This window comes from Xanthomonas cannabis pv. cannabis (assembly GCF_000802365.1).
Lineage (GTDB): Bacteria > Pseudomonadota > Gammaproteobacteria > Xanthomonadales > Xanthomonadaceae > Xanthomonas > Xanthomonas cannabis.
Genome location: NZ_JSZE01000039.1, coordinates 26,063 through 39,072 on the forward strand (window position 1 = coordinate 26,063; position 13,010 = coordinate 39,072).

General features: G+C 66.4%; 11 protein-coding genes. 1 reads left to right on the forward strand and 10 read right to left on the reverse strand.

Translation table 11 applies throughout. The features are described 5' to 3' along the window. Window positions 1-77 precede the first annotated feature (77 nt). Window positions 78-1,109: a DUF1176 domain-containing protein gene (locus tag OZ10_RS08620; protein ID WP_039408119.1), complete on the forward strand. Its 1,032-nt coding sequence runs from the start codon at window positions 78-80 to the stop codon at window positions 1,107-1,109. Window positions 1,110-1,211: 102 nt separating this feature from the next. Here the strand turns inward: OZ10_RS08620 and recJ are convergent, their stop codons facing one another. The 10 genes from recJ to OZ10_RS08670 all read right to left on the reverse strand — a co-directional run bounded on the left by recJ (window position 1,212) and on the right by OZ10_RS08670 (window position 12,888). After that, window positions 1,212-2,951, reverse strand: coding sequence for a single-stranded-DNA-specific exonuclease RecJ (recJ, locus tag OZ10_RS08625; protein ID WP_039408117.1), 1,740 nt, complete (start codon window positions 2,949-2,951; stop codon window positions 1,212-1,214). Continuing rightward, window positions 2,948-3,868: a phosphoglycerate mutase gene (locus OZ10_RS08630; protein WP_039408115.1), complete on the reverse strand. Its 921-nt coding sequence runs from the start codon at window positions 3,866-3,868 to the stop codon at window positions 2,948-2,950. Before OZ10_RS08630 ends, recJ begins: the two co-directional genes overlap by 4 nt. Before the next feature lie 16 nt (window positions 3,869-3,884). Further along, window positions 3,885-4,349, reverse strand: coding sequence for a transcription elongation factor GreA (greA, locus tag OZ10_RS08635; protein WP_184557655.1), 465 nt, complete (start codon window positions 4,347-4,349; stop codon window positions 3,885-3,887). 8 nt (window positions 4,350-4,357) lie between these two features. Beyond that, window positions 4,358-7,600: a carbamoyl-phosphate synthase large subunit gene (carB, locus tag OZ10_RS08640; protein WP_039564527.1), complete on the reverse strand. Its 3,243-nt coding sequence runs from the start codon at window positions 7,598-7,600 to the stop codon at window positions 4,358-4,360. Window positions 7,601-7,716: 116 nt separating this feature from the next. Then, window positions 7,717-8,073 carry a hypothetical protein gene (locus OZ10_RS08645; protein WP_039564529.1) on the reverse strand — a complete coding sequence of 119 codons (357 nt, stop codon included), beginning with the start codon at window positions 8,071-8,073 and terminating at the stop codon, window positions 7,717-7,719. Beyond that, the gene (gene carA / locus OZ10_RS08650; RefSeq protein WP_039564531.1) at window positions 8,070-9,203 is read right to left on the reverse strand and encodes a glutamine-hydrolyzing carbamoyl-phosphate synthase small subunit; all 1,134 of its coding nucleotides are present in this window, start codon (window positions 9,201-9,203) and stop codon (window positions 8,070-8,072) included. Before carA ends, OZ10_RS08645 begins: the two co-directional genes overlap by 4 nt. A 239-nt stretch (window positions 9,204-9,442) precedes the next feature. Then, window positions 9,443-10,159: a 4-hydroxy-tetrahydrodipicolinate reductase gene (gene dapB / locus OZ10_RS08655; RefSeq protein ID WP_039564532.1), complete on the reverse strand. Its 717-nt coding sequence runs from the start codon at window positions 10,157-10,159 to the stop codon at window positions 9,443-9,445. A 225-nt stretch (window positions 10,160-10,384) separates the two neighbouring features. After that, window positions 10,385-11,104, reverse strand: coding sequence for an MOSC domain-containing protein (locus OZ10_RS08660; protein ID WP_039408105.1), 720 nt, complete (start codon window positions 11,102-11,104; stop codon window positions 10,385-10,387). Next, complete coding sequence (locus OZ10_RS08665; RefSeq protein ID WP_039564534.1) at window positions 11,101-12,303, reverse strand: aminotransferase-like domain-containing protein; 1,203 nt, start codon at window positions 12,301-12,303, stop codon at window positions 11,101-11,103. Before OZ10_RS08665 ends, OZ10_RS08660 begins: the two co-directional genes overlap by 4 nt. Window positions 12,304-12,387: 84 nt before the next feature. After that, window positions 12,388-12,888, reverse strand: a complete 501-nt coding sequence (locus tag OZ10_RS08670; RefSeq protein ID WP_039564536.1) for a hypothetical protein — start codon at window positions 12,886-12,888, stop codon at window positions 12,388-12,390. Window positions 12,889-13,010: the final 122 nt, after the last annotated feature.

The window sequence follows — 13,010 nt, forward strand, 5'->3', positions numbered from 1 at the left end:
GCCTGTCACTGGCCCGACTGGACGCATGGCAGGTGGCACCGCAAGATGCCCGCCCGACCTGCGTTGAAGGAACCACGATGCGTCCCGCCCTGCTTGCTGCGGCACTGTTGCTCAGCCCCACGTTCGTCCATGCCGCACCGGCCACCAGCGTCGACTTCACCCATGACGACTGGACCATCGCCTGCGACAACACCCGCACCTGTCGTGCCGCCGGATACCAGCCCGACGAAGGCGAGCACTTGCCGGTGTCGGTGCTACTGACCCGCAAGGCCGGTGCCGGTGAGGCAGTCACCGCAGAGCTGATGCTGGGCCAGTACGACGAGCTCAAGCTGCCGGCCTCGCTCAGCCTGCAGATCGATCAGCGGACCCAGGGCAAGCTGGCGCTGGACAGCAAGAGCGGCACCGCATCGCTGAGCAGCGCGCAGGTCGCCGCATTGCTGGCGGCGCTGCCGCGCAGCAGCTCGATCGTCGCACTCGGCAACGATGGCCGCCGTTGGCAGCTGTCCGACAAGGGCGCGTCGGCGGTGCTGTTGAAGATGGATGAATTCCAGGGCCGGCTCGGCACGCGCGGCGCGTTGGTGCGCAAGGGCGACCGCGACGACTCCGCCGTGCTGCCGCCATTACCGGCACCGCAGGTCCGCGAGGCCAGGCTCGTCGCAGCGCAGGCAGGCGATGCGCGCCTGGGCACGTTGCCGGCGTTGTACCAGGCGCTGCGTGCCACGCTTCCCGCCGATGAGGAGTGCAAGGGTCTGGACACCAGCGAAGCCGCCGAACCGCTGACCATCACCCGCCTGAGCAGCGACAAGCTGCTGGTGTCGACCGATTGCTGGATGGGCGCCTATAACGTTGGCACCGGCTTCTGGGTGATCAATGCGCGCGCGCCGTTTGCACCAAGCCTGATCACCCTGCACGCCAGCGACCTGGATGGCTCAACCATCCTGTCTTCGCAAAAGGGCCGCGGCCTGGGTGATTGCTATGGCGAAGAACGCTGGACCTGGGATGGCCGCCGCTTCGTACAGACCTCCAAATCCACATCCGGCCTGTGCCGGCTGGTGGCCGCCGGCGGTGCGTGGGAACTGCCCACCGTGGTGGCCGAGGTCAGCAAGTAAACCGACAAGCGCAAGCCGGAACGTCAGCTCCTGCGCGCGGGATGCCGCGCCCGCAGGAGGTTGCATTGCCAACGCCGCCCAGGCCCAGGCCCGGCGGCGCACTCACCCAGATGACGACGCCGGCTCGCAGTGCTCGACGATCAACTGCACCGCCGTGCCGCCGCGGTAGTCGTCGCTGACCAGACGATACGCCAGCCGCACCACGCGCGCGGGCTCGCTGCCGCGCCACCCGTTGAAGTGGATGGCGCTGAGCGGCTCGGGCCGGCCGGGGCAGCGCAAGGTCAGTTTGAGGTGGCGCTCTTTGAGCACACGGTATTGCAACACTTCGAACTGACCATCGAACAACGGCTCGGGAAAGCCCTGCCCCCACGGCCCGGCCACGCGCAGCGCTTCGGCATGCACGTGATCGAGCTCGTGCGCGGCCAGCTCGCCGTCGCTGTGCAATTCGGCATGCAGCAGCGAGGCGTCCACCATCGCCTGCACCTGTGCTTGAAAGGCCTGTTCGAAGGTGGCCAATGCCACGTGATCGATGCTCAGCCCGGCAGCCATCGCATGGCCACCGAACTTCTGGATCAGGCCGGGATGGCGCGCGTCCACCGCCGCAAGCACATCGCGGATGTGCAGGCCGGGAATCGACCGCGCCGAGCCACGTAGCTGGCTGCTGCCCGGCTCCGCTGGCGCCAGCGCGATCACCGGACGGTGCAGCCGGTCCTTGAGTTTGGAGGCGACCAGGCCGATCACGCCCGGGTGCCAGTCGGCATCGAACAGGCAGGCGGCCATCGGCAACGCCCCATCGGCATCCAGCACCACCTTGGTGACCGCCTGCTCGGCATCGTCGGTCATCAACTGCTGCACCGCGCGACGCTCGGCATTGATTTCTTCCAGCGTGCCGGCAATCTCGCGGGCGCGGCTCCAGTCTTCGCTGAGCAGCAGCTCGATGCCCAGTGCCATGTCCTCGAGCCGACCGGCCGCATTGAGACGTGGCCCGAGCGCAAACCCGATATCGCTGGCACTCAAGCGTGCGACATCGCGGCCGCTGGCATCGATCAGCGCTCGCAGGCCGATGCAGCCCTTGCCTTCGCGCAGCCGACGCAGGCCGGCCGACACCAGGGCACGGTTGTTGGTGTCCAGCGGCACCAGGTCGGCCACCGTGCCGACGGCTACCAGATCCAGCAGTACCGACAGATCGGGTTCGCTGCGGTCGGCAAATGCACCGCGTGCGCGCAGCGTGCTGCGTAAGGCCAGCAACACGTAGAAGATCACGCCGACCCCGGCCAGGGTCTTGCTGGGAAAGCTGTCTTCGGCCAGGTTCGGGTCGACGATCGCATCGGCTGGCGGCAACACCTCCCCCGGCAGATGGTGGTCGGTGACCAGCACCGTCCAGCCGCGCGCCTTGGCTGCGGCCACACCGGCATGGCAGGCGATGCCGTGGTCGACGGTGACCAGCACATCCGGCTGCAACGCGGCCAGTTCGTCGACCAGCGCAGGCGACAGGCCATAGCCATGCACCATGCGATTGGGCACGGCGTGATGCACATCCAGCGCCCCGAGCATGCGCAAACCACGCACACCCACCGCGCAGGCGGTGGCGCCATCGCAATCGAAATCGCCCACCACCAGGATGCGCCGTTGTTGTGCGATCGCATCGGCCAACAGGTTGGCGGCCACATCGCTGTTGTGCAGCAGCTGCGGCGACAGTAGTTGCCCCAGGCGCGGCTGCGCGCCCTGTGCGTCGCGCACGCCGCGCGCGGCATAGAGACGGCGCAGCAGCGGCAGCATGGCATCGGGCCATTGCCCGGCCTGCCCCGCAGGCCGCCGGACGATCCGCGGGCTGGACGTCATTGCGCCAGCTGCAGGCGCGGCGTTCGCCAGAACCGCCAACGCTGCGTGCGTGCCAGCGACAGCGTTTCACCGTCCTGGAAATCCAGCACCAGCCGATCCAGCTCGCCGCGCGCCATTGCCGCCAATAGCGGTGCCACCGCCTCGTCGCCAAACTGCTGCAACGAGCGCAGATGGCGCAGATCCACCAGCGCATCCACGCGCTGTTCGCCCTGCGCATCGGCACCGGCGGCAAGCGCCAACGCACGCAGCAGCGATTCGCGGCTGCGCACCTGACGGTGCGGCGATGTCACTGCATGCGGCGGCACACCGCCACCCCAGAACCACAGTGAATTGATCGCCGGCTTGCCGCTGGCCACGCGGCCCTCATTCCAAGGATGCTGATGCAGCAGCACCTGCGCCTCCGTCAGCAAGGCACGCCAGCGCCGGCCCGCATCGCCTGCCGGCAGATGCTCGAACAGGTCGTCGCCGATTGCGACATCGGGCGGCACGAAATCCGGCAAGGTCGCGTCCGGAGACAACCGCAGATACCAGCGCGATGGCGTGGGCGCGTCGAGCAGAAAACCGGCATCGCCGAACATCGGCTTGAGGATCGGCAGCAACACGGACAGATCCTCGGCGGTGGGACCGAGCGCTTCGCCATAGCCCATCAGACGGGCGCCCTGCATGTCCGGCACCACATAGGCTGGGTCGGCACGTACCCAGGTGGCGCCTGCGGCATCGCCGGCATCCAGCTGGCGGGTCAACGCGGCCACTGGCCAATGCGCCGGGGTCAGGGTGAAATGGCGCTGCAGCTGCGCCACTTCGCCACTCTCGGCCTGCTGCTGGTCGGCGCGCGCCAAGGCACGCGCCACCAGCGCATTGCCCAGGGTTCCGGGCAGACGGCGTTTCTCCGGCAGCAGCAGCGTGGCGGTGGTCATCGCGCGGTATTGCCGCTCAGTCCAGGTACGCGACGCTGACCACGTCGTACTCGCGCTGGCCGGCCGGCGCATCGATGGTGACCGAATCGCCCTCCAGCTTGCCGATCAGCGCGCGTGCCAGCGGCGAGGAAATCGCGATCAGGCCCATCTTGATGTCCGCTTCCAGGTCGCCGACGATCTGGTAGCGCTTTTCTTCGTCGGTCTCGGTATCTGCCAGCGTCACCGTGGCGCCGAACACGATCTTGGTGCCGGCCGACAACTTGGTGATGTCAATGATCTCGGCATGCGAGAGCTCGCTTTCCAGCTGCTTGATGCGGCCTTCGATGAAGCTCTGCTGCTCGCGTGCGGCGTGGTACTCGGCATTTTCCTTCAAATCGCCGTGCGCACGCGCTTCGGCGATCGCGTTGATCACCTCCGGGCGCTTGACCGACTTCAAATGCTCCAGCTCCTCGCGCAGGCGCTGCGCGCCCTTCAACGTCATGGGTGCTCTCATGCTTCCAGCTCCTTGTGCAGTTCCTGCAGCGACCACACGGGGCCGGTGCCGCGGAATTCCAGCGATTGCACCAGCGCCTTGGCGCCGGCGACAGTGGTCGAATAGGTCACGCGATGCTGCAACGCTTCACGCCGGATCGAGAACGAATCGGAGATGGCAGCGCGACCTTCGGTGGTGTTGACGATATAGACGATCTCGCCGTTCTTGATCGAATCGACGATATGCGGGCGGCCTTCGGCCACCTTGTTGACGATCTCACAGCTCAGCCCGTTCTGCTGCAGCCACGCACCGGTGCCGCGCGTGGCCACCAGGGTGAAGCCACGCTCCACCAGCGCCTGTGCCACCGGCAACACGCGCTGTTTGTCGGGGTCGCGCACCGACACGAACGCCTTGCCCACCGGCGGCGCCTTGATGCCGCCGGCTTCCTGCGCACGTGCGAACGCGGCACTGAAGCTGCGGCCCACGCCCATCACCTCGCCGGTGGAGCGCATTTCCGGCCCGAGGATCGGGTCGACGCCCTGGAACTTGGCGAACGGGAAGATCGCCTCCTTCACCGAGTAGTAATCCGGCACGATTTCCTTGGTGGCGCCCTGCTCGGCCAGCGTCTTGCCGGCCATGCAGCGGGCGGCGATCTTGGCCAGCGGCATGCCGATGGCCTTGGACACGAACGGCACGGTACGCGAGGCGCGCGGATTCACTTCGAGCAGATAGACGATGTCGTCGCCGGCATCGTTGACCTGCACCGCGAACTGGGTGTTCATCAGGCCGACCACGTTCAGGCCTTCGGCCAGCATCACCACCTGGCGACGCAGTTCGGCCTGGGTCTGCGGCGAGAGCGAATACGGCGGCAGCGAGCACGACGAATCGCCCGAATGCACTCCGGCCTCTTCGATATGCTCCATCACCCCGCCGATCAGCACGTTGCCGTCCTTGTCGGCAATGATGTCCACGTCCACTTCCACCGCGTTGTCCAGGAAGCGGTCCAGCAGCACCGGCGAGTCGTTGGAGACCTTCACCGCATCGCGCACATAGCGTGCCAGGTCGGATTCGCCGTAGACGATTTCCATCGCGCGGCCGCCCAGCACGTAGCTTGGGCGCACCACCAGTGGGTAGCCAATCTCGCGCGCCAGCACCAGGGCTTCGTCGGCATTGCGGGCGATGCGGTTCGGCGGCTGCTTCAGGCCCAGCTTGTCGACCAGTTGCTGGAAACGCTCGCGGTCTTCGGCGAGATCGATCGAATCCGGCGAGGTCCCGATCACCGGCACGCCGTTGGCTTCCAGCGCACGCGCCAGCTTCAGCGGAGTCTGGCCGCCGTACTGCACGATCACACCCTTGGGCTGTTCCAGCTCGACGATTTCCAGCACGTCTTCCAGCGTCAGCGGTTCGAAGTACAGACGGTCGGAGGTGTCGTAGTCGGTGGAGACGGTTTCCGGATTGCAGTTGACCATGATGGTTTCAAAGCCATCATCGCGCAGCGCCAGCGCCGCATGCACGCAGCAATAGTCGAACTCGATGCCCTGGCCGATGCGATTCGGTCCACCGCCCAGGATCATGATCTTGTCGCGACTGGTCGGCAGCGCTTCGCACTCGTCCTCGTAGGTCGAATACAGATACGCCGTGCTGGTGGCGAACTCGGCCGCGCACGAGTCAACGCGCTTGTACACCGGGCGCACCTTGAGCGCGCGGCGCAGCGTGCGCACCGATTCTTCGTTGCTGCCGATCAGCTCGGCCAGACGCGCATCGGAGAAACCGGCGCGCTTGAGCGTGCGCAGACGTGCCGCGTCCAGTGCCGGCATGCCATCGTCGGCCAGCTGCTGTTCGTGGCTGATCAGCTCTTCGATCTGGTCCAGGAACCACGGGTCGATGAACGACAGCGCATACACCTCGTCCACCGTCATGCCGGCGCGGAATGCATCGGCGACATAGAACAGGCGCTCCGGGCCCGGTGCCTTGAGCTCGCGCTTGAGCGCGGCGATGTCGTCTTCGCTGCTCAGATCCAGGCCGGTCGGGTCCAGCCCGATCTTGCCGGTTTCCAGGCCGCGCAAGGCCTTCTGCAGCGATTCCTGGAAGGTGCGGCCCATCGCCATCACCTCGCCCACCGACTTCATCTGCGTGGTCAGGCGCGCGTCGGCCTGCGGGAACTTCTCGAAGGCAAAGCGCGGAATCTTGGTGACCACGTAATCGATCGACGGCTCGAACGAGGCCGGGGTCAGGCCGCCGGTGATCTCGTTGCGCAATTCGTCCAGCGTGTAGCCGACCGCCAGCTTGGCGGCGACCTTGGCGATCGGGAAGCCGGTGGCCTTGGAGGCCAGCGCCGAGGACCGCGACACGCGCGGGTTCATTTCGATGACGACAACGCGGCCATTGGTCGGGCTGATGCCGAACTGCACGTTGGAACCGCCGGTATCCACGCCGATCTTGCGCAGCACCGCGATCGAGGCATCGCGCAGGCGCTGGTATTCCTTGTCGGTGAGGGTCTGCGCCGGCGCCACGGTGATCGAGTCGCCGGTGTGCACGCCCATCGGGTCGAGGTTTTCGATGGCACAGACGATGATGCAGTTGTCCGCGGTATCGCGTACCACTTCCATCTCGAATTCCTTCCAGCCCAGCACCGACTCTTCCACCAGCACTTCGGTGGTCGGCGAGAGTTCCAGGCCGCGCCCGACGATCTCGATCAGCTCTTCGCGGTTGTAGGCGATGCCGCCGCCGCTGCCGCCCAGGGTGAAGCTGGGGCGGATGATGGTGGGGTAGCCGACGCGGGTCTGGATATCCAGCGCTTCTTCCAGCGTGTGCGCCACTTCGGCCTTGGGGCATTCCAGGCCGATCTCGCCCATCGCCACGCGGAACAGCTCGCGGTCTTCGGCCATGCGGATCGCTTCGCGCTTGGCGCCGATCAGCTCGACGTTGTACTTCTCCAGCACGCCGTGGTCGGCCAGATCCAGCGCGCAGTTCAGCGCGGTCTGCCCGCCCATGGTCGGCAGCAGGGCGTCGGGCTTTTCCTTGGCGATGATCTTCTCGACCGTCTGCCAGTTGATCGGCTCGATGTACACGGCATCGGCCATGTTCGGGTCGGTCATGATGGTGGCCGGATTGCTGTTGACCAGCACCACGCGGTAACCCTCGTCGCGCAGCGCCTTGCACGCCTGCGCACCGGAGTAGTCGAACTCGCAGGCCTGGCCGATGACGATCGGACCAGCGCCGATGATCAGGATGGTTTTTAGGTCGGTGCGCTTTGGCATTTCGTTACCCGATTGAATACATGCGGCAAGCCGCAGGTGCGGAAAGAGTGGCCGCGGCGATCAGATCGCAACGCAGCACGATGATTGGTCGGCTCCACAGGAGCCGAATGCCGGGGTCATCCGGCTGACCCATAACCCAGGGCGTGCAAGCTGTGCTGCATCCACTGATGCAGTCCGAACGCGGCAGCAAAACTGATCAGTATCAGCAGCCAGCCGAATCCGGACGTCTTGCCCCAGCGGCGCACCTTGTCTGGATCGGTGTTGTGCATGGCCTGATGGAAACGCCCACCACCGAGCGCATAGCCGGAGCCGAACACCACGCACATCGGCGCCACCAAGGCGAGCTTGATGCCTCCATGCAAGGTGATCGACGCGGCGCCAGCCTGCGCCTGCTGAAGGGGCATCCACACACCCCAATACGCCAGCGCGGCGCCCACCAGGATGATCAGCACGCCTATCAGACGGCCGCTCATGCGTGCTTGGCATCCTTGGCCATCAACTCCACGAACCGATCGAACAACGGCCCCACATCGCGCGGGCCCGGCGAGGCTTCCGGGTGGCCCTGGAACGAGAACGCCGGTGCATCGGTCAGCGCGATGCCCTGGTTGGTGCCATCGAACAGCGAACGGTGGGTCACCCTCACATTGGCAGGCAGGCTGCTTTCATCCACTGCAAACCCGTGGTTCTGCGAGGTGATCATCACCCGGCCGCCATCCAGATCCAGCACCGGGTGGTTGGCGCCGTGATGGCCAGTGGCCATCTTCACCGTCCTGGCGCCAGCGGCCAGCGCCAGCAACTGATGGCCCAGGCAGATGCCGAAAGTCGGCACCTTCTGCGCGACCAGCTCCTTGATCGCGTCGATGGCGTAATCGCAGGGCTCCGGGTCGCCCGGGCCATTGGACAGGAACACGCCATCGGGCTGCAGTGCCAGCACCTCGGCCACCGGCGTGCGGGCCGGTACCACGGTGACGTCGCAACCACGGTCGGCCAGCATGCGCAGGATGTTGAGCTTGACGCCGTAATCGTAAGCAACAACTTTGTGCTTCAGCTCGGCCCGCACGAACGTGTCGGAGTTGAGATCCAGCGAGCCTTCCTGCCAGCTGTAGCTGGTCTCGGTGGAAACCACCTTGGCCAGATCCATGCCCTTCAGGCCGGGGAACTTGCGCGCGGCTTCCAATGCCTTTTCGATGTCGATCTCGCCGGCCATCAGCGCGCCGTTCTGGGCGCCCTTCTCACGCAGCAAACGGGTCAGCTTGCGGGTGTCGATGCCGGAGATGGCCACCACGCCACGCGCCTGCAGCCATTCCGGAAGGGCCACCTGGCTGCGCCAGTTGCTGGGACGGCGCGGCACATCGCGCACGATCAGGCCGGCGGCCCAGATCTTGCGGGCTTCGTCGTCCTGATCGGTAAAGCCGGTGTTGCCGATATGCGGATAGGTCAACGTGACCATCTGGCGGGCGTAGGAGGGATCGGTCAGGACTTCCTGGTAACCGGTCATGGCGGTGTTGAACACCACTTCACCGACGGAAAGCCCGTTGGCGCCTACGGATTCGCCCTCGAACACGGTGCCGTCTTCGAGGACAAGGATTGCGGGTTGGGTCACGTGGGGTCTCGCTCTGGCTGCCTGGGACTCCGATGCGCTTCCGGCCAAATTCCGGTTGCAGCAAAGCGCGGACGCGGTGCTGAGGACCGGTCCGACGCTGGTTCGGGCAAGCGAGAATTGTAAAGGCAAGTGCCCCCGCATGCCACCCTGTCGCGCAGCCGATGCGGCAGACGCCGAGCCGGAGCGGCATGAATACGCTGCCGCGCCTGGCAACCGTTCACGCGCGGTTGCGCGGCGCGTTACAACACCAGGTCGCGCACCCGGTAGCTACCGGCCGGCCTCCCGATCAGGCGCTTGGCTGCATGCAGGGCGCCGCGCGCGAAGATGTCGCGATTGGTTGCGCGATGCACCAGCTCCACCCGTTCGCCCAGGCCGGTGAACTGCACCGTGTGTTCACCCACGATATCGCCGGCGCGCAGGCTGGCAAAGCGCGGTTGCGCACCGCTACCGGTGGCCGCTTCACCCAGCGTCAGTGCGGTGCCGGAGGGTGCGTCCTGCTTGTGCACGTGATGGGCTTCGATGATGTCGCAGTCCCATCCGGGCAAGGTGCCGGCGGCGCGCTCGACCAATTCGGTGAGCACCGCCACCCCCAGGCTGAAGTTGGACGCCCATACCAGCGGAATCTGCTGCGCGGCATCGAGCAAGGCGGCGCGCTGCGCCTCGTCCAGCCCGGTGGTGCCGGAGACCAGCGGCTTGCCGCGCTGCGCGCACAACGCCAGGACCGGCGCAAAGCCCTGCGGCAAGCTGAAGTCGATCGCCACATCGAAGGCCGGCGCACCGCCCAGCTCGCTGGCGGCAAAGAACGGCACGCCGTCCACCACCCGCTGCGAGGGCGAGCGCCCCAACACGGCGCCGACGACCTGCAAGCCATCGTCTTCGGCCGCCAGGCGCAGCAAGGCCTTGCCCATCCGCCCGGAGGCACCGTGGATCAACACTTTTACAGGAGACGTTGTCATGCCTGCAGGCTAGCGATGCGGTGTGGGTTGCACAAGGTGCTGGGATTCGGGATTCGGGATTCGGGATTCGGGAATCGTAAGAGCGGTGTGCCGTGGCTGAGGCGTTGGTGCGGTTGGTGGGGTTTGGCGGTTTTTGGGTGTGGTGTGGCTGGGAGCGCGGGGGCTTGCGGTGGCGTGGCGCTTGCTTGAGGGATTGCCGCTCACATCGACCGGCGCGATGCTTGCTCAGCCGTCCATGCCGTCCAGACGCTTGGCCCAGCTTTCGACTTCGCTGCGCTGCAGGCGACGCTCGAACAACGCGCGCCACGAGGGCACCAGTGGCAATGTCAGCACATCGGAGATCGCGGCGGTATCGACGGTGCGTGCGTACAGCACCTGCTGCAGTCGGGCCAATGTCCATTGCGGATGCGGTCGCTCCTGCAACGTGAGCATGTCGCCGGCGGCCACCGCGCCGGGTTGCAGCACGCGGTAATACCACCCGGTGCGTCCGCTGTCCTGCACCCGGCGCGCCATCTCGCGCACGCCGAAGCGGTCCGACAGCTTCCAGCATGGCTGGCGCACCTGCGAGACCTCCACTACCGCCGCGCCCAATGTAAAGCGATCGCCAAGACAGACCGTGGCCTCGGTCAGGCCGGTGCTGCTCAGGTTCTCGCCGAAGGCGCCGGCAGCTTCCAGCAGCGCATGCGCGCCAAGCTCGCTGCGCCAGGCGGCGTAGTGGTCGCGCGGATAGTGATGGATCGCCTTGTCCGGCCCGCCATGGACGCGCCGGTCCCCCTGCTCGTCGCCGGCCAGACCGTCCACCGCAATCTGCACCGAACCCCCCACCGCGCGCTTGTCGATCGCGCTGCGGCTGCCGGGGCGCGTGAAGTCGCGTGCCACGCCGATCGCGACGCTATCGATCCGCGTTGCGGTCGGCGCGTCCTGCAGCGTAGCGGGCGCGCTCATGCGCCCTGCCCCGGCAACTCGGCCAGCGCCTCGCGCAGCACTTCGCCGAGCACCTGGATGCCCGCATCGATCTTCTCGCCCGGCACGGTGACGAACGACAGCCGCAGGGTGTTGGCTTGCGGGAGCGTCGCAAAAAACGGTGCGCCGGGCACGAACGCAACATTGTGTGCGATGGCGCGCGCCAGCAGTGCGGTGGCATCCAGCCCGGGCGGCAGGCTCACCCACAGGAACATGCCGCCTTCGGGACGATTCCATTGCACCTGGGGCGGAAAATGCCTGTCCAGCGCTTCCAGCATCAGGCTGCATTGGCGCGCATACAGCGCGCGGATCTGCGGAATGTGGGTGTCCAGAAAGTCGTCCTGCAGCGTCTGGTAGACCACGCGCTGGGTGAACGACGGCGTATGCAGATCGGCCGCCTGCTTGGCCTGGATCAGTTTGCCCAGCACGGCCTCCGGCGCCACTACATAGCCCAGCCGCAGACCGGGCGCGAGCACCTTGGAAAAGGAGCCCATGTAGATCACGCCGTCCGGATTCATCGACAGCAGGCTCGGCAGCGGCTGCCCGCTGTAGTACAGCTCGCCGTACGGGTCGTCTTCGACGAGCGGCACGCCTGCCTCGGCAGCGCGCGCCACCAGCGCCCGACGTCGCGCCAACGGCAAGCGCCGCCCGGTCGGGTTCTGGAAATTGGGCAGGCAGTACAGGAAACGCGCATCGGCCAGCAGCGCCGGCTCCAGCGCCTCCACCACCACACCCTCCTCGTCCGATGGCATGCCGACAAATGCGGGCTGGAACAACGAGAACGCCTGCAACGCGCCCAGATAGCTGGGCGTTTCCACCAGCACCTTGCTGCCTTCGTCGATGAAGACCTTGCCCAGCAGGTCCAGGCCTTGCTGCGACCCGGTGGTGATCAGCACCTGGCTGGGCCGGACGGCCGCGCCATCGCGACTGAGCTGGGCCGCCACCCATTCGCGCAACGGCGCGTAGCCTTCGGTGGGCCCGTATTGCAAGGCGGCCTGCGGTGCATCGCGCAATACCTGATCGCTGGCCGCGCGCATGCGCTCGACCGGAAAGGTGGCCGGCGATGGCAGGCCACCGGCGAAGGAAATGACCTCCGGCCGCTCGGTCACCTTGAGGATTTCACGAATCGCCGAACTGGTCAGCGCCTGCGCACGTCGGGAGATCTGGAAGGAGGTTGTCATGGCACAAGCATAGCGAACGCCAGCGACTGCGCCGCTGTGCACTGCAGCGATACATTGCTCGCCATTTCCGGGCGCGACGCGCGCTTACTGGTACGCGGGGCCGACCCAGGCCGTGCCTTCGCTGCGTTCGATCAGGGTCTTCCACCGTTTGCGGATCAATGTGTCGCGCGAGCGGAAGGTCATGCGCAAGCCCGGCAGGCCGAGTGTGGCACGCGTCTCCACCAGCGCCGACCGCGCGTCCGGCGCAATCTCGATCTTGGTGATCGTCTGCTTGTAGTCGATCAGTTCTTCCGGCTCAGCCACATGGCGCATCTGGCTGAGCATCTGCGCCCATTCGCCATTGGACTTGCAGTACTTGGCGCGATTGGTGGTCTCGCGCTTTTGATGGGAATCCATGCGGTACAGGACCACCATCTCGAATTCCGGCGCGGTCATCGCGCACAGGGCCTCACCATCCTGGCCCATCATCGCCTTGTCCTGGGCGGCGTAGAAATCGCGCACCTGCGTTTCATCGAGCGCATTGCCACCATAGTTGTAGAACCCCGCAACGGCGGCCAGCACCGCCAACAACACCAGCAAACGCATCACCGCCCCTTGTTTCGCCGCGTCCTGCGGCCGGGCAAGTGTAGCCGACGCTGGGTGCGTCAGTGCTTGCGCGGCGGCGTCGGGCCGCAGCTATCGCAGCCGCCGCAGGAGGCAGTGCCCTG

What these genes read in the sequence shown, in the direction of transcription:
- OZ10_RS08620 (WP_039408119.1), top strand. Translation starts at nt 78, where the DNA reads ATGCGTCCCGCCCTGCTTGCTGCGGCACTGTTGCTCAGCCCCACGTTC.
- recJ (WP_039408117.1), bottom strand. Translation starts at nt 2,951, where the DNA reads ATGACGTCCAGCCCGCGGATCGTCCGGCGGCCTGCGGGGCAGGCCGGG.
- OZ10_RS08630 (WP_039408115.1), bottom strand. Translation starts at nt 3,868, where the DNA reads ATGACCACCGCCACGCTGCTGCTGCCGGAGAAACGCCGTCTGCCCGGA.
- greA (WP_184557655.1), bottom strand. Translation starts at nt 4,349, where the DNA reads ATGACGTTGAAGGGCGCGCAGCGCCTGCGCGAGGAGCTGGAGCATTTG.
- carB (WP_039564527.1), bottom strand. Translation starts at nt 7,600, where the DNA reads ATGCCAAAGCGCACCGACCTAAAAACCATCCTGATCATCGGCGCTGGT.
- OZ10_RS08645 (WP_039564529.1), bottom strand. Translation starts at nt 8,073, where the DNA reads ATGAGCGGCCGTCTGATAGGCGTGCTGATCATCCTGGTGGGCGCCGCG.
- dapB (WP_039564532.1), bottom strand. Translation starts at nt 10,159, where the DNA reads ATGACAACGTCTCCTGTAAAAGTGTTGATCCACGGTGCCTCCGGGCGG.
- OZ10_RS08660 (WP_039408105.1), bottom strand. Translation starts at nt 11,104, where the DNA reads ATGAGCGCGCCCGCTACGCTGCAGGACGCGCCGACCGCAACGCGGATC.
- OZ10_RS08665 (WP_039564534.1), bottom strand. Translation starts at nt 12,303, where the DNA reads ATGACAACCTCCTTCCAGATCTCCCGACGTGCGCAGGCGCTGACCAGT.
- OZ10_RS08670 (WP_039564536.1), bottom strand. Translation starts at nt 12,888, where the DNA reads ATGCGTTTGCTGGTGTTGTTGGCGGTGCTGGCCGCCGTTGCGGGGTTC.